This is a genomic window from Paenibacillus tritici (assembly GCF_018207515.1).
GTDB lineage: Bacteria > Bacillota > Bacilli > Paenibacillales > Paenibacillaceae > Paenibacillus_AQ > Paenibacillus_AQ tritici.
Genome location: NZ_CP073365.1, coordinates 2,321,769 through 2,338,367 on the forward strand (window position 1 = coordinate 2,321,769; position 16,599 = coordinate 2,338,367).

The window sequence follows — 16,599 nt, forward strand, 5'->3', positions numbered from 1 at the left end:
AAAGATAACTACCTTTGTAAGGAGGCAAACTAGACATGGACAGCAAGCTTATAGAAATAAGCGAGAACGGGCTTTATCTTACCATAGAAATTACAGAGGGGCAGGATGTACGGCTGCTGCATTTCGGCGCAGCACCGCTGGAACCGGGGAGTATTGATGAGGAACGTAAGGCGGGCTTCCGGCTGCTGGAATTGCAATTATCGGGCGAAGACCGGGCGGAATATCACGGACGTACGCACCGTGCCTCGTATCCGGGATTGCGCATGGTGTATGACGGACATAGGGATACCGTTAATCCGCTGGGACGGAAGCTTGAGGTCACGCTGACTGATCCGCTCACGGGCGTGAAGGCGGTCCAGCACTATCAGTTCTATACAGGTGTGCAGATTGTACGTTCCTGGACCGTACTGCGCAATGACGGGGCTAACGAAGCTGCGGTAGAGTACCTGTCTTCCTTCGCCCTTACCGGAGTAGATAAAGAGGGCAGCAGAGACCGAAATGACAAAATCAAAGTGAGTATTGCTCACAGCGGGTGGCAGAGTGAGCTGCAATGGAAGAGCTACAGCCTGCCTGAGCTGGGCATGTCTCATCTGGCTGACCGCGGCTCTAAGCGCATTGCCGCAAGCAATACCGGCTCCTGGTCGGCGGCTGAGCTGCTGCCGATGGCAGTGCTGGAGAACACGGAGAGCGGGACGAGCCTGTTCTGGCAGATTGAGCATAACGGCTCCTGGCACTGGGAGCTGACGGATCAGGTTGATCAGCTCACGCTGCTGGTCAGCGGACCTACAGAGCATGACAACCATTGGTGGCTGAAGCTGGCCCCGGGCGAAGAATTCACCTCTGTGCCGGTAGCCGCAGGTGCTGTGCAGGGCGGCCTCCAGGGAGCGGCAGAGCAGCTAACAGCGTACCGGCGGATCATCCGCAGACCGAATGAGGATAATGAGCTGCTGCGGATTATTTTTAACGACTACATGAACTGCCTGTGGGGGAGCCCGACGACAGAGAAGCTGCTGCCGCTGATTGATGCCGCTGCCGATGTCGGCTGTGAATACTTCTGCATCGACGCCGGCTGGTATGCTCCCGGTGAGTGGTGGGATGGTGTCGGCGAGTGGGAGCCGTCCATCGAGCGCTTCCCGGAAGGTATCAAGTTCGTGCTGAATTATATCCGCGGCAAAGGGATGATACCGGGTCTGTGGCTGGAGCTGGAGGTTATGGGGATCAACAGTCCGAAGCTTGCGGAAACGGATGACAGCTGGTTCTTCATGCGTCACGGCAAGCGGGTGAAGGACCGCAGCCGCTATCAACTCGATTACCGCAGCCCGGCAGTGATCAGACATGCAGACAGCGTAATTGCCCGGCTGGTAGAGGAATATGGGGTCGGGTATATCAAGATGGACTATAACATCAATGCGGGAATTGGCACAGAGACGGATGCTGACAGCTTCGGGGACGGCCTCTTGCAGCATAACCGCGCCTATCTGGCCTGGCTGGACAGCATCTTCGCCCGTTATCCGCAGCTCGTCATCGAGAACTGCTCCAGCGGCGGAATGCGGATGGACTACGCCATGCTCAGCCGCTACAGTATCCAATCCACCAGTGATCAGGAGGATTATGTGAAGTATGCAGCCATTGCCGCAGGCTCACCGGCGGCGCTGACTCCGGAGCAATCGGCGGTCTGGTCGTATCCGCTGCGCGAAGGGGATGATGAAGAGGTCATCTTCAATATGGTCAATGCGCTGCTGCTCCGCGTCCACCAGAGCGGCCATCTGGCCGAGCTTGCGCCGGGGCGCAGGCTGCTTGTGAAGGAGGCGCTGGATTATTACAAATCCATCCGCGCCCATATCCCGCAGGCCTTTGCCTTCTGGCCGCTGGGCCTGCCGGACAGCGGGGCAGAGTGGGTCAGCTTGGGTCTGCATCATGGCGATATCCGCTATATTGCGGTATGGCGGATTGCCGGAGAGACAGCTGGCATCAAGCTGCCTATTCCTGAGCTGCGGGGACGCAACGCGGAAGCCCGTTGTGCTTATCCTAAGGAACACGGGGCGGAGTGGAGCTGGGACGCTGCGGAGGGCAGCCTGAGCGTCTCTCTGCCGCCGGGCAAGACCGCGAGACTCTTCGAGCTTCGTTCTTAGAACAACAACGATAATCCGGGTACACCAAGATGAGAACACGAGGCAAACTTAGATTGTCCTGAATCACTACAGGGGTATTCCAGAGCGGGTCAAGGCTGCTGGAATACCCCTATTAGATTGAGCTTGAAAATATACAGCCAGGGAAAAGTGGCGGAGGCAGTTCAAGCCTTAAGAAAGCTTATACATTTCCACAGCAAACGCCGGGTGTAATAGAAGGACAAGGCCAGGAGAAGCGCCAGGCATAAGCTGAAGGGCAGACTAAGATAGGTCGGTACGGAATAATAAGGGGTCAGCTGCATTCCTATAGCCGTAACGCCGAAAGTCCGCAGCAACCCTCCTATTGGAGCAATCGCCGCACATACGGCGCTGCCAGCGAGCCAGGCGCTCAGGATGGGCAGCACAAACAGGAGGATCGCCCCTTTTGCCAGAACATTCAGCAGAGAAGACATCACCTTAGAGAATGGCTTCATATCTAATCCCTCCCTTCCGGGTCGTTGATCCGAGTAATTTTGCCTACCTGTGATTTGGGGTGAAGGGTCAGTGTTCCGCTATAACGGATTTCCTGAATGACGCATCCGGAGCCTATGGTAACGTTCACTCCGCTTACGTTATCCGCTGAGGTTCTGTACAGACTTAGATCAGCGCCTTCAATGGTTTCGCATTGTAACCTCCGAAGAGGGTTAAGCGGAATTTGGATCAGCCGGGAAGAAGGAGAGACAATAATTGCGCCCTCAGACATCAGGTGTCTGACCTTGCATAAGGTGCCCAGCTTGATGCTGATGCGTGTCTTGCAGGATAAGCGGTCTATCCGCACACAGCCATCTGCCAGGAACTCCTCTGCGGCAGCGACCTGGGTCACAGACAAATATCCGTCAGAGACTACCTTCACTGCCTGAAGGTCGTGAACGCGCAGACTTCCAAGGCTGGTGATCTCTTGCGCGTTGCAAGTCAAGCCAATGGAGCATTCCCCCTTAAGCTTCAGCTGTGCGGTTGTCAGCTTCCCGCTGACATGCAGATGGCCCAGCACCTCCACCATGGAGGCGTCCAGATTTCCCCGGCAGATCCGGGAACCGTAGATTTTGAGCGGTTCCGTGTTTCCCGCAGGAGGATTCAGTACAGGCATAGTTGAATACACCGCCGTTTCATATATAGTTAAGTAACTATAATATATATTAACTGTAATATATAATCAATATAGTATTATGCTCAAGAAGAAGATGGGTTCGCGCGAAGCCTGTGAATACCTACATCTGCACAAATATCTGAACAAAAAACTGCATTTCCTGAGGAAATGCAGTCTATATAAGAAGCACTAAAGAAAAAACAAAAAGCAAAAGAAGCGGAGGGGAAATTTGGAACTGTAGGAGCGGTAGCGACCGCCTGAAAGCTTTCCGTAGGAAAGCTCGCATCGTAAGCAGCAGCAGTCCCCGGATTTCCACCGCGAAGAGCGGTACTAATCAAGAAATCTGGTGACAACAGCGGCCGGAAGTCCAAATGTTCACCGCAGTGACGATAAAGCTTCAAGTTCAAAACTTAAGGGTGTCTTATATTGGCAGAATGTTAATCCCACGGAATTACTGGACGATCCCGCCCATCAGATCATCAATCATTTGCAAGGTCATTGATATTTTGCCCAGGTCTGCCACCTCAAAGGTCTCGAACAACGAAAGATTATGCTGTTTGCCTTGTTCGGTAAGAACAATATTCACGACTCTGCGGTCTTCCTTGGTGCGTATTCTCTCGATATACTCCAGATCCTCCAGCTTATCGCACATGAAGGAAGCGGCTCCTGGGGTAATCACGAGTCTCTCTGCAATGTCTGTAATATTAAGGGAGCCGGTGAGCTGCAGCTGAAACATCAGCATAATCTGATTCTGGGACAGCGCCCCTCTCTTCGTGATCAGTTCTACGAAAGCCTGTGACTTCTGCTGCACGCTGGCCATATGATCCATGACCTTATAGATGGCTTGTTCTTTCTCTGCTTCTCTGCTCATGGAAACACTCCAATATAGTATGGTAAGTAAAATATATAGATGATATAACTTTTTTGTCAAGTGAAGGCAGGATATAGTTCTAAAGGATCAGCCGTTTGGAAAAATAGTTATAAAAGAATAAAATGGATATAAAAGTGTTTCAGTTATAGTTTTGTCGAAAAAACTCTAAACTTTGTCGAATTATTTGTCGATAAATATCAAAAGATGTAGAAATAAAATTGACAGGAAAGAAATAGCACTTTACAATGCAATTATAGAGTAATCATTTCTACTATTTAGAAGCTTTGATAGCTTTTAACACCGAATGATGATCCAAGTGTTATTTCAAGGGAGGATGCATAATGATGAAAGCAACAGGTATTGTGAGAAAAGTAGATGAACTGGGACGTATTGTGATTCCGATTGAACTGCGTAGAACAATGGGAATTGACATAAAGGATCCGCTCGAAATTTTTGTGGACGGCGAAAAGATCATTCTCAGAAAATATGAACCTACCTGCATTTTCTCCGGAAGTGCCGAGAACCTGATCAACTTCAAAGGTAAAATGGTCAGCAAAGATGTTCTCGATGAACTGATCTCAAGCTTCGACAACATCTAAGTTAATGTTCTGAAGCTGGATGCAGTATGAATAGAAGGGACCGTAGCGCAGGCACTTTAACAGTGTCTGCACTCCGGTCCCTTCTATATATATCTTGCACAACAAATCCGGAAGTTAGACAATACATACTGCTTTCCTTTATCATGTTACATGCAGAACAATTTGGAAGGGATGGGTCACCTCATGAGCAACGAAGAACAGACACAGGCAGGGAACAAACCGCTGCCGCAATTAAACCGGCCGGAAGCTATCGTATTTGATATGGATGGAACGCTGTTCCAGACGGAGAGCCTGCTATTGCCAGCCTATCATAGAATGTTTGATATCCTGCGTGAGGAGGGGCTGCATACCGGGCCGACTCCGCCGGAGGAGCGTATACTAGGCAGCCTTGGCATGCTGCTGGCGGATATCTGGAAGAACGTAATGCCGGAAGCGGATGAAGCCGTTCACCGCCGGGCGGATGAGCTGCTGCTGCAGCTGGAGATCGAAGGACTGGAAGCCGGGGGAACGGTGCTCTACCCTAAGGTAGTCGAAACACTGCGTGCCTTGCACGCGCGTGGAGTGAAGCTGTTCGTAGCGAGCAACGGGCTGGAGGACTATATCCACAGCATCGTGGTCGTGCATGAGCTGAAGGAGCTGTTCGAGGGTCTCTACAGTGCAGGCGGACAAGGGACGGCAACGAAGACTGAGCTGCTCGGTATTTTGCTGGAGAATCATAAGATCAGCAGCGCCTGGATGGTAGGGGACCGTTCCTCGGATGTGCAGGCAGGCAAGGGCAACGGACAGACGGTCATCGGCTGCGCCTATGCCGGATTCGGGCGGCAGGATGAGCTGAAGGGCTCTGACGTTATTATCTCTTCCTTCGATGAGCTGATTGGGCTATACGACAACAGCGCAGCACCTGTCCTGTAATCCGGCAGAACCGAAGTGAATATTCACTATTTGTAAAAAATCTTATATTTTAAGCAAAAACCGGGTGTTCTTTCCGCCGTATCTTGGCGTTAAGGGCATCCGGTTTGATGTCTGAAGGAGAAGGTACGGATACATCTCGAAATTTCATACCTTTTCTCGAATGGGGAGCATTTCTTTGCGGCTGCCCAGATTTTATACTGTTACTGTAAGCGTTTCACAAAGGATAAGCCCTTGGGAGCTTGACGGAGCGGTTGCGGTGGCCGGATGCTGTATTTGGAGGGGATGGGGTTGCACAAGCTGTTTCTGGTGGAAGATGAAGCCCTGATCCGTGCGGGCCTTAAGCATTTGATTGAGAAGGTGATCGGCGGCTATCAGGTGGTGGGGGAAGCAGAGAATGGACGGCTTGCACTGGAGGCGCTCAAGAGTGTGAAGCCCGATGTTCTGATCACGGATATACGGATGAATGAAATGAACGGTCTGGAGCTGATCAAGCGGATTCGTGACCAGTATCCCGACATGTACATCCTGATTTTGAGCGGGTATGCCGACTTCGAGTATGCGAAGCAGGCGATCAAATACGGCATCAGCGATTATCTGCTGAAGCCGGTTGACCGCACAGAGCTGGCCCAGGCACTGGGAGATTTCAAACGCAGGCACGGAACGCAGAGTGATCCGGAGGCACAGCCGGGTGAGGGCGAATCAGACCAGAAGGGCAGGCAACTGATCCGCAAGGTGAAGGAGCTGGTCGCACTGCGGCTGGATCAGGAAATTTCACTGCAATATATGGCAGAACAGGTGCATCTGAATCACCAGTACCTGTCGGTGCTGTTCAAGTCGGAGACTGGACAGAACTTCACGGATTATGTCTCGCAGTGCCGGATGAACCGGGCCAAGCAGCTGCTGAAGGAGAGTAATCTCAAAATCTATGAGGTGGCTAAATTGTCAGGCTATTTAAGCTCCAAGCATTTCATGGCGGTATTCAAGGACTATACCGGCAAGACTCCTTCCCAGTTCAGGGAACAGCCGGATTGTAATCGCTAACATTAAGCAGGAGGGGAACCAGGATGAGGAAATATGAGGTTATTGTAGCGGGAGGCGGAGTATCCGGCTCCATCGCTGCTATCGCGGCAGCAAGAGCAGGTGCCAGAACATTGATCATCGAGGCAGGAGGCTTCCTCGGCGGAACCCTGACGGCTGCGGGGGTCGGGCCGATGATGACTTTTCATGCCGGGAACAAGCAGGCGATTCAAGGGATTACCGATGAGCTGATTCAGCGGTTACAGGCGCTGGGCAAATCGCCGGGACATATCCCGGATGCGACGAACTACACCTATTCGGTGACACCGTTCGATGCCGAAGCGATGAAATACGAGCTGGATCTGATGCTGCAGGAGAGCGGAGGCGAGGTGCTGTACCATACGATGCTTGCCGGGGCGAAGGTATCGGGCAGACGGATTGACTCGCTGACCTTATGCAATAAAGCGGGGCTTAGCGAAATCTCGGCGGATGTGTTCATTGATGCTACCGGAGACGGTGATCTCTCCGCATGGTCCGGGGTTCCCTTCACCAAAGGGCGTGAATCCGATGAACAGTCGCAGCCGATGACCCTGAAGATGAAGATGAGGGGAGTGGACACGGAGAAGATAAAGACGTATATCCGGGAGCATCGTGAGGACTTTCCGCGAATGAACCAGGATATCAGCGTGATGGACTCGGCGGCAAGATTATCGGTCGCAGGCTTCGACCGGCAGTTCCGTGAAGCGAAGGCGCGCGGCGAGATCAGTATCCCGAGAGAGGATGTGCTGTTCTTCGAGACCAGTAATCCCGGTGAGGTTATTATGAACACGACGCGGATTCTGGGCAAGGACAGCACGGACCCGTGGAGTCTCAGCGAGGCCGAGGTTGAAGGACGCAAGCAGTGCCGGGAGCTGGAGATTTTTCTGAAAAAGGTTATTCCCGGCTTTGAAGATTCTGTAGTCATCTCCACCGGTCCGTCCATCGGCGTCCGCGGCTCCCGCCAGATCAAGGGTGTGTATACTTTGACCGCGCAGGATATTCTGTCGGTGAGGCCGTTCGAGGATGTGATCGCCCATTCCGGCTACCCGATTGATATCCACAGCCCGGACGGCGAGGGAACCGCAACGGATCATCTGGAATGGGGAGCGATGTACAGCATCCCTTACCGCTGCCTGATCACCAGCGAGATTGACAACCTGATTGTCGTCGGAAGATGCCTCTCGGCCACCTTTGAAGCCCAGGCGGCTGTGCGGACAACGCCAACGGTAGGGGCTATCGGGCAAGCGGGCGGTACGGCGGCGGCATTGGCGGTGCAAGCAGGAATTCCAGTGCAGCAGGTGGACTATAAGAGACTGCAAGAGACGCTTGTGGCCCACGGCGCTTATCTGGAAGTGTAATTTAATTCTTATAACAACGTATATTACTCATGAAACTTTAGGAGGAATAGGTTTGGAAACCGTGCAAATTATCGGAATTCTACTTGTATTCATTGTGTTTGTGGGCCTGATGATGACCCGCAAGCTGACCACGCTGCTGGCATTGCCGATGATGGCGATTCTGCTGGCCGCCATTGCGGGCATCCCGCTCTTGTCGGATAACCCGGACACCTTCACCATCACGAAGGGTGTGCTTGCAGGCGGAGCCATGAAGCTGTCTACCGCCATCGCCGGACTGATCTTCGGCGCCTGGTTCGGCCAGATCCTCAGCAAGGTCGGCATCACCAAGACCATTATCCGCAAGGCAGCGGAGCTGGCGGGTGATAAGCCGCTGGCGATTGCCATTATCTTTTTCCTCGCCGCCTCTGTAATCTTCTCAGCCGCGAACGGCCTGGGTATGGTTATTCTGGTGGGCACAATCGCTATCCCTATTATGCTGACAGCCGGGCTTAAGCCCTTTGTAAGCGGTCTGGTAGTACTACTGGCCAATGCGGTCGGCGTGGTGTTCAACGTCTCCACCTGGGCGATTTATACCGATGTGCTTAAGGTGCCGACGAACACGATTGCTTCTTATTCGCTGGTCTGCGCTGTTCCGCTGATCGTGATTGCCCTGATTATGATCGTCTATTATACCCGCAAAGACGGCAAGGTCCGCCGCGCCTGGGCGATGCCGCTTAAGCCGGAATTCCAGGCTCAGGACAGCAAGAATGTAAGAGCGATTGCGCTCATCAGTCCGCTTGTTCCGGTGCTGCTCGTATTTTTCCTGAAGGTCGATATTGTCTCTGCGGTCTTCATGGGGGCGCTGGTCACCCTGCTGCTCGCCACCCCTAAGCGTCCATTCCATGTGTTGTCGAGTGCGCTGGTGGAAGGCATTCAGGATGTAGCCGGTGCGCTCGGTCTGATGATCGGAATCGGGATGCTGCTCAGTGCGGTAACTGCGCCCCAGGTGGCCTCATTAATCCAGCCGCTGATCGAGGTCATTATTCCGACCAGTCCGCTGATGTATATCCTCGTCTTCACCCTGCTGTCTCCGCTCGCAATCTACCGTGGACCGCTCAATGTATGGGGGCTCGGCAGCGGAATCGCGGCACTGATCGTGGCTGGTGGTATGGCCCCTGTGGCAGCGATGCTCGCCCTGCGTATTGTGAGCAATCTGCAGGCTGTCAGTGATCCGACCAACTCGCACAATGTCTGGATCGCCGATTACACGAAGACCGATATTATTGAAACGCTGCGCAAGACGCTGCCGTGGATGTTCGTTGCTGTGATGATCTCGATGATTATCGCGGGAATGATTGCCTTTTAGCCTGCGGCAAGTGAACCACAGACTGTAGAGACCTAAGCTTCATGGAGAGGAGAACCTGCTATGAACCATAAACAGATCAGAATCGGCATTGATGTCGGTGGAACCTTCACAGATGCCGTTGCCATAGACAATGAGACCTTTGAGGTGCTGTCCAAAGTCAAAATGCCCACCACGCACCACGACAAACGCGGGGTCGCCAGCGGGATTGTCCAGATCATTCAGCGGATTATGAGCGAGAACGGGATTCTTCCCGGCGATATCAAGTTCATCGCCCACGGGACTACGCAGGCGACTAACGCGCTGCTGGAAGGGGATGTTGCCCGTGTAGGCATCGTGGGGATGGGCACGGGGCTGGATGCCCGCAGTGCCCGCTCCGAGACCAATGTGGCGGATATCGAGCTAGCTGCGGGGAAATTCCTGACCACTTATCACAAATTCATTGACTCCAGGGAGCTTACGGCAGAAGCCATTGATGATGCGATTGATCAGCTGCTGGCCCGGGGTGCGGAGGTCATTGTAGCTTCAGAAGCCTACAGTGTCGATGATCCGGCCAATGAGCTGAGGGTGATGGAAGCGGCGCGCAGCCGTGGGGTGTACGCCACTGGCGGACATGAGATCTCCCAGCTCTACGGGCTGAAGACCCGGACCCGAACAGCGGTAGTCAACGCGAGCCTGATCCCCAAGATGATGGAGACGGCCAATATGACCGAGCAGGCTGTCAAAGAAGCGGGAATTACCTCACAGCTCATGATCATGCGCTGTGACGGCGGGGTCATGAGCATCGACGAGGTGCGCAAGCGTCCGATCCTGACCATGCTGTCGGGGCTGGCGGCCGGAGTGGCCGGCGCCCTGATGTATGAGAAGATCTCGGACGGTATTTTCTTCGAGGTCGGAGGTACGAGTGTAGATATTTCCGTGATCAAGAACGGAAAGGTGATGATTGAGAATGCTCAGGTCGGCGGGCATAAAACCTATCTGCGCTCGCTGGATGTGCGGACGCTGGCCGTGGCCGGGGGGAGCATGATCCAGATCGGCGGGGGGAAGATCACGGATGTCGGACCGCGGAGCGCCCATATCGCAGGTCTGGAATACGAATGCTTCACCGGCAAGGAGAACCTGGAGCAGCCCGTGATCGGTCTTGTCAGCCCGCGTGAAGGAGACCCGGATTATGTCACGGTTCGTAGCAGGGGAGGACATGAATATGCGCTGACCCTGGCAGGAGCGGCGAATCTGCTGAACCATGTGCCGGAGACGGATTATGCCCGCGGGAATATGGAGAGCACGCGGATCGCCTGGCAGACGCTGGGTGCCCATCTGGGGATGTCTGCCGAGGAGGCGGCAAGGGCCGCGATGGATATTGCTATCCGCAAGGTGATGACGGTGGTGAATCAGATGATCAGCGATTATGAGCTGGACACCGGATTCATTACGCTGGTCGGCGGCGGAGGCAGCGGAGCGGTTCTGGTTCCGGCCATGGCTGCCAAGGAAGGCTTCAAGCACCAGATTGCGAACAATGCGCCGTATATCTCCACGATTGGCGTCGGGATGGCGATGGTCCGCGAGCAGATTGAGAAGACTGTCGTTGGCGCGACGGAGCGGGATATCAAGCTGATCCGGGCAGAGATTATGGACAAAATCGTCCAGTCCGGGGCGAACGAATCCACGGTCGATGTCACGATCGAGATTGACTCCCAGCGCAATATTCTGCGGGCGATTGCCACCGGCTCCACCGAGCTGCGCTCGAAGGATCTGGCCAGCCGCGAGGTGCCGGTGAACGAGCTGATGCGGACGGCGGCGGATGCGCTGGGCCAGCCGGCGGAGCAGACGGAGCTGAAGGCAGCCTCCGGCAGATGGTATCTGTTCGAGTCCAGCGAGATTAAGAAGTCCATGTTCGGGCTGGTCAAGAAGAAGCTCAGCCATGTCGGCGTGCTGGACCGTGAGGGGGTGGTGCGCTTCAAGAAGACGAATGCGTATCATCTGGCTTTTTTGAAGAAAAATATGGCCGACCGGTTCGCCTCGTTCCTGGAAGAGAATACGATCTATTCGGACGCCAATGCCACGATCCCGAAGACCTTCATCTTCTATAAGGAAAAAATGCTCGATCTAACCGGGATGCAGACCAAGGAGCAGTTGTTCTCCATTCTCGAAGTGGAAACACAATTGCTTGAGGACAACAGCGAGATGCTCGCTGTCGTCTATCAGTAGGAGGTGCACCTAAGGATGAAGACCGCAGCGAACACCGTGCCGGACGACCGCGTGCTGGGTTATGCCGAGCTGAAGAATGATCTGCTGTTCCACCGGATACCGCAGGGCAAACGGCGTTATTATGTGGAGCGTCCGCTGGCCATCGGGAAGGAGCAGGCTCTGGCGTTCAAAGCCCGCTATGGCACGGATGTCGGAGCCATCTGCAGGGACAGGGGCATCCGGGTGAATCTCAATGAACGGAAGGGCACCATCGGGCAGATCCGCTTCCGCGCCCAGATTGAGCTGTCGGACAAAGAACGGGTCATTACGCTGTACCGGTCCTCCATGGAGGAGCTGCGGCAATGTGCCGGGGTGCTGCTTCCCGGCCGTTCCTTCAGCCTGAAGGAAGTCACCGACATACATCTCGCTCATGAGCTGTTCCACGATCTGGAATTCACGGAGCTGGGATATACCAACAAGCGGCTGGATGATATCAGCAGCCTCTCTCTGGGGCCGCTGCGTATCCGGGCCAGCGTGACCCGGACCTCGGAGATTGCCGCCCATGCGTTCAGCCGTTATCTCCTGGACCTGCCCTGCCTGCCGAATCTGCTGGATTACGCTTATATGATTCACAGCGGCACCCTGACAGCCGCCGAATTCTGGAGGCAGACAGACGTTTGGGCGGAGGAGCTTGAGAACGGCTGAGCCGGATGCTCTGAGCGGCTGCCCCCGCTGGTAAATACACCTGGCGAACGGCTCTGACTTCATCCTCGAATTATGCTATCTTGGTGTAAGGAATCAGAGTCCGGGAGGCTGCCTGACATGCCGTTCAGAAAAGGAACCAATAAAAAAACACTCTATGTGCCGTTGCGTACCAAATTTATCATATTATTCTGCCTGCTGATCACCATTCCGTTTGTGGTCATCGGCACCATCAGCTATAAGAAATATACCGCCGGAGTTGAACGCAGCACGGTGGAGCTGTCCGATCAGGTCGTAAGCCAGATCAGTATTAATCTGGAGCATTATATTAAGGAGCTGGACCGGCTTACCCTTGCGCCGCTCTACGATGAGGATATGATGCAGATTCTAAGAAAGCACAGGGGCGCGGGACCCGCCAGCACCTATCTGACCATGGATGAGACGCTGAAGATGAATCTGTTTATTTCTTCTCTGGCTTTTGACAGGGGGGAGATCGAGAGCATTCTGGTGTTCACCAATGACGGAGGAATCTTCAGCAACCTGGATCAGAGCGTAAGGAAGCGGTGGGACCGCAGCATGGCAGAATGGATGGAGACCATTGAGCAGGAGGACGGCGGCCTGGCCATCCTTCCTCCGCATACTGCCGCTTATTATACAGAGCCGAAGCAGGGGGTGATCTCTGTAGCCAGAGTCATCCGTGAGCCATACACTCATGCTATGCTGGGGATCGTCAAGGTGGATCTGATGCCCCGTGGCTTCGGGTCTATTGTCTCGACGGTCCGCTCCAGCGGGAGTGGTCTGCTACAGATTACAGGCAAGGATCAGGTGGTCCTGTACTCCGGGGCCGGAAGGCTTCCCGACTCACGCGAATCGTATATTACGGCCTCTGCGGAGTCTTCCTACACGGGACTGAAGGTCACCTCCCTGATTCCGCGTGCGCAGCTCCGGGAGGACGCCCGTGAGTTAACCAACTCTACACTGGTGGTGTCCATCGTTGCCTTGATGGCGGCTTATGCGGCAGCCATTCTGCTGTCCAGCCGCCTGATTAAGCCGATTGCCCACCTGCAGTCGAAGATGAGACAGGTGAAGCGGGGGCTGTTCCTGGAACGCGCGACGGTCACTACCAGCGATGAGATCGGGCAGCTGACCGAGGGGTTCAATACGATGATCGGCGAGATCGACCGTCTGGTCAAAGAGGTCTATGAGACCCGGCTGAAGGAGCGGGAGGCAGAGCTGCTGGCATTGCAGAGCCAGATTCATCCGCATTTTCTGTACAACACGCTGGAGATGGTGAACATGCTGGCCTTGCAGGGCAATACCCGCGAGCTCTCCGGTGTAGTGACCAGTCTGGGGAAGCTGCTGCGCTACACAGTAGGCCACCGGGAACAGATGGTGTATGTGCTGGATGAGGTAAGATTTGTGGAAGCCTATCTGCGTATTCAGGGCATGCGCCTCGGTGACAAGCTGCAAGCCGTCATTCACATTGATTCTTCCTTCGACTACTGTGTGGTGCCGAAGCTGATTCTCCAGCCGCTGATCGAGAATGTCATTGAACATGCGATGGGACAAGACAGGCTGCACCTTACCTTGACGGCTTCTGCCAGGGAAGAGGACCTGATTCTGTCGGTGAAGGATGATGGCCTGGGCATCACCGCCGGACGGATGCTGGAGCTTGAAGAGCAGCTATATGGCCGTCAGCCCCGGGCCGCAGCCGATGCGGAGCAGGGGGGCTTCGGCCGGATACTCAAGGGGTTCGCGCTGCGTAATGTCCATCAGCGGCTGCGGCTGCTCTATGGGGAGCCTTACGGTCTGACACTGGATAACACGGCAGGGCGCGGCGTAACGGTCTCGCTGCGGCTGCCGATGAACTGGGAAGCAATGAACAACACCGGCCCCGCCGGGGACAGACAGGAGGAGGCATAAGGATGCGGACAAGGCTGCTAGGTCTGATGGCTGCGGTGCTGTTGGCTGCAGGCTGCTCCTCAGGTGCAGGAAACGGAGCGCCTGAGGGGACAGCAGGGGACGAAGAAGCAGGAACTAAGACGGCTGCGGAGCAGGAGCCTGTGAAGCTGAAGTTCAGCATCTGGGGCAATGATGCGCAGAAAGCAATGGTTGAGGGGCTGGTGGATGAATTCGAGCAGCTTCATTCCGGGATAGAGGTAGAGGTCATGACGATTCCTTTTGCCGACTACCAGCAAAAGCTGTCGATTATGCTGGCCTCCCGTACAGCCCCGGATGCCGGCTGGCTGGCGGAACGGATGATTCCGCAGCTCCTGGAATCAGGCCAGCTGGTGGATATTGCAGCAGAGGTGGAGGAAGACGCCGGGTACAATTACGCTGATATTTATCCGTCTACCCTCGATATCTTCAGGCGTGAGGACCGGCTGTACGGAATACCCTTCTCCACGCCCCCGGTACTGATCTATTACAATAAGGACCTGTTCCTTGCCAAAGGCCTGAAGACGCCAACGGAGCTGTACGAGGAAGGGAAATGGAACTATGAGGAGTTCCTTAAGGCGGCGCGAAGCATCACCGACCCGCAGCGCGGCATCTACGGTGTGAAGCTGGTCCGCGACTGGAACAACTGGTCGGACGCACTGCTGCCGCTGTTCTGGTCGCACGGGGCAGAATTGTTCGACAGCGGCGGAGCATCGTTTGCGCTGAATTCCCCCGCAGGGAAGGAAGCTCTGCAGCTCTACAGCGATATGATGTTCAAGAACAAGGTGCATCCGCTGCCCGGGGATGAGCTGACGTTCGACAGCGGCCGGATCGGTATGTATACAGACCGTTACAGCTATACCTCCAAAGCCCGGGCGGTCACCGATTTTGCCTGGGATATCGCCCCGATGCCGGCGGGCATTAAGGGGACAGGGACCTCCCTCGGTTATGCGGGAGTGTCCGTATTCGAGACGGCGCATCCGGCGGAAGCGGCGGAATTCCTCAAGTTCATCACCAGCGCCGGGTCCATGAGTATCTCCGCGCAGTATTTTGTCCCGTCACGCAAGTCTGTGCTGGAATCCGACGTCTTCCTGCGGGCAGCCGCCGAGCCTTCACCGGAGAGCATTCAGCGGGCGGTTCTCGACCAGATCTCCACTGCCCGCATCGCACCGGGGCATAAGAACTGGCAGCAGATTGATACCAAGATCCAGCTGCTGATGGACGGGCTCTACACACAAACTTCTACTGTAGAGAAGCTGCTCGCACAAATGGAGCAGGAAGTTAACCCGCTTATGAAATAGGCGGGTTGTTCTTCTGTGCGTGCCAACCTAAGGGAGAACGAAGGGGGCCGCGCGAGATGAGGCTTAGAGATCCTGCACAAAATGCAACATTCACCTGAATAAATGCGCCATAAACGGGAAATGTTGCACAAAAGGCAGGATTCTATCCCCATACGAGCGGCCATGTGAGAAGAATCTTGCATTTCCTGCAAGATTTCTTCCATGCACCAAGCCTCTATGAATCCAAGTTGCAAAATTTGCAACAATACTGGTACCCAACCCAACCCAACCCAACCCAACCCAACCCAACCAACTTTGCTACCGGGCGTAGCCCCTGCCTACTTAGTCGCCGGGACCCTGGCCAGTTAGCTATCGAAACAAATCAGGCACCCCCTGCACAGGCTCATAATAACAAATATACGTATTTTGCATGACCGGGCGCAGCAGCCCTTTGTGGACCAGCTCCTGCAGTTGTTTACGCGCCGTACGGAAGCTCACATTGTATTGCAGCATCACATCTCTGGGGCGTATTCCCTTCTTTTGACTCCAGGATAGTCTAACGATCTCCCGTTCCAGCGGTGTAAGAGACGGGCCGGACGGAATGCGCAGCAATGCAGGGGCAATGACCATTTGCAGCAGCATGCGGCAGATTTCCGGGCGGTTCTGCACATCATCGAAGGAGAAATGGATGATTCTCCAACCCATTCCGCTCAAGAAGGTATCCCGGTTAAGCGAGTAATTGAATCTCTCCCGGTCCATATCCTTCACATGGCTCTGATATCCGTCACATTCCAGTCCGAATCTCCCGTAGGCCGGGAGAAATGCACAATCCAGAAACTGCGATTTACGGTTCCAGTCGTAGACCTCATACTCCGGATGCAGGTCATCCAGGTTGCCAAATAGCGGCCACCAGACATTGCGCAGCATTAGCTTCTCCGCATACTGATGCCCCCGTGACAGCCGGCCTCTGCGCTCTCCGGTTCTGACCGACAAATGCCGGTCCATTAGCAGCTGATGTGCTTTTTCAAACTCCATATGTATTTCCTCCCTCGTGTTAACAAAAAAAGAACGCCCCTCTGCCAGCGATGGCTTGGGACGT

14 protein-coding genes are annotated in these 16,599 nt (G+C 54.6%); 10 read left to right on the forward strand and 4 right to left on the reverse strand.

Going from position 1 to position 16,599, the window contains the following annotated elements; translation table 11 throughout:
• Nucleotides 1-35: 35 nt before the first annotated feature.
• Nucleotides 36-2,132, forward strand: coding sequence for a glycoside hydrolase family 36 protein (locus KDC22_RS09745; RefSeq protein WP_211722878.1), 2,097 nt, complete (start codon nt 36-38; stop codon nt 2,130-2,132).
• Between the two features lie 161 nt (nt 2,133-2,293).
• Here KDC22_RS09745 and KDC22_RS09750 read toward each other — a convergent pair whose 3' ends face one another.
• The 3 genes from KDC22_RS09750 to KDC22_RS09760 all read right to left on the reverse strand — a co-directional run bounded on the left by KDC22_RS09750 (nt 2,294) and on the right by KDC22_RS09760 (nt 4,126).
• On the reverse strand, nt 2,294-2,602 hold the full coding sequence (locus tag KDC22_RS09750; RefSeq protein WP_173138505.1) for a hypothetical protein: 309 nt from the start codon (nt 2,600-2,602) through the stop codon (nt 2,294-2,296).
• Between the two features lie 2 nt (nt 2,603-2,604).
• Nucleotides 2,605-3,255, reverse strand: a complete 651-nt coding sequence (locus tag KDC22_RS09755) for a hypothetical protein (RefSeq protein ID WP_211722879.1) — start codon at nt 3,253-3,255, stop codon at nt 2,605-2,607.
• 451 nt (nt 3,256-3,706) lie between these two features.
• On the reverse strand, nt 3,707-4,126 hold the full coding sequence (locus KDC22_RS09760) for a MarR family winged helix-turn-helix transcriptional regulator (protein ID WP_211722880.1): 420 nt from the start codon (nt 4,124-4,126) through the stop codon (nt 3,707-3,709).
• A 341-nt stretch (nt 4,127-4,467) separates the two neighbouring features.
• Here KDC22_RS09760 and KDC22_RS09765 point away from each other — a divergent pair, with 341 nt between their 5' ends.
• The 9 genes from KDC22_RS09765 (at nt 4,468) to KDC22_RS09805 (ending at nt 15,521) form a co-directional block, all read left to right on the forward strand.
• The gene (locus KDC22_RS09765; protein WP_173138500.1) at nt 4,468-4,725 is read left to right on the forward strand and encodes an AbrB/MazE/SpoVT family DNA-binding domain-containing protein; all 258 of its coding nucleotides are present in this window, start codon (nt 4,468-4,470) and stop codon (nt 4,723-4,725) included.
• A gap of 183 nt (nt 4,726-4,908) precedes the next feature.
• A complete protein-coding gene (locus KDC22_RS09770; protein ID WP_211723975.1) occupies nt 4,909-5,637 on the forward strand; it encodes an HAD family hydrolase in 729 nt (242 codons plus the stop codon).
• A 288-nt stretch (nt 5,638-5,925) separates the two neighbouring features.
• Complete coding sequence (locus KDC22_RS09775) at nt 5,926-6,678, forward strand: response regulator transcription factor (protein ID WP_173138496.1); 753 nt, start codon at nt 5,926-5,928, stop codon at nt 6,676-6,678.
• Between the two features lie 23 nt (nt 6,679-6,701).
• Nucleotides 6,702-8,051: an FAD-dependent oxidoreductase gene (locus tag KDC22_RS09780; protein WP_211722881.1), complete on the forward strand. Its 1,350-nt coding sequence runs from the start codon at nt 6,702-6,704 to the stop codon at nt 8,049-8,051.
• A gap of 61 nt (nt 8,052-8,112) precedes the next feature.
• The gene (locus KDC22_RS09785) at nt 8,113-9,396 is read left to right on the forward strand and encodes a citrate transporter (RefSeq protein WP_246553698.1); all 1,284 of its coding nucleotides are present in this window, start codon (nt 8,113-8,115) and stop codon (nt 9,394-9,396) included.
• A gap of 60 nt (nt 9,397-9,456) precedes the next feature.
• The gene (locus KDC22_RS09790; protein WP_211722882.1) at nt 9,457-11,601 is read left to right on the forward strand and encodes a hydantoinase/oxoprolinase family protein; all 2,145 of its coding nucleotides are present in this window, start codon (nt 9,457-9,459) and stop codon (nt 11,599-11,601) included.
• 15 nt (nt 11,602-11,616) lie between these two features.
• Nucleotides 11,617-12,285: a hypothetical protein gene (locus KDC22_RS09795; protein WP_211722883.1), complete on the forward strand. Its 669-nt coding sequence runs from the start codon at nt 11,617-11,619 to the stop codon at nt 12,283-12,285.
• 117 nt (nt 12,286-12,402) lie between these two features.
• On the forward strand, nt 12,403-14,205 hold the full coding sequence (locus KDC22_RS09800; RefSeq protein ID WP_211722884.1) for a sensor histidine kinase: 1,803 nt from the start codon (nt 12,403-12,405) through the stop codon (nt 14,203-14,205).
• A gap of 2 nt (nt 14,206-14,207) precedes the next feature.
• Nucleotides 14,208-15,521 carry an ABC transporter substrate-binding protein gene (locus tag KDC22_RS09805; protein WP_211722885.1) on the forward strand — a complete coding sequence of 438 codons (1,314 nt, stop codon included), beginning with the start codon at nt 14,208-14,210 and terminating at the stop codon, nt 15,519-15,521.
• A gap of 348 nt (nt 15,522-15,869) precedes the next feature.
• Here the strand turns inward: KDC22_RS09805 and KDC22_RS09810 are convergent, their stop codons facing one another.
• Nucleotides 15,870-16,535, reverse strand: a complete 666-nt coding sequence (locus KDC22_RS09810) for a PDDEXK family nuclease (protein WP_211722886.1) — start codon at nt 16,533-16,535, stop codon at nt 15,870-15,872.
• Nucleotides 16,536-16,599 lie beyond the last annotated feature (64 nt).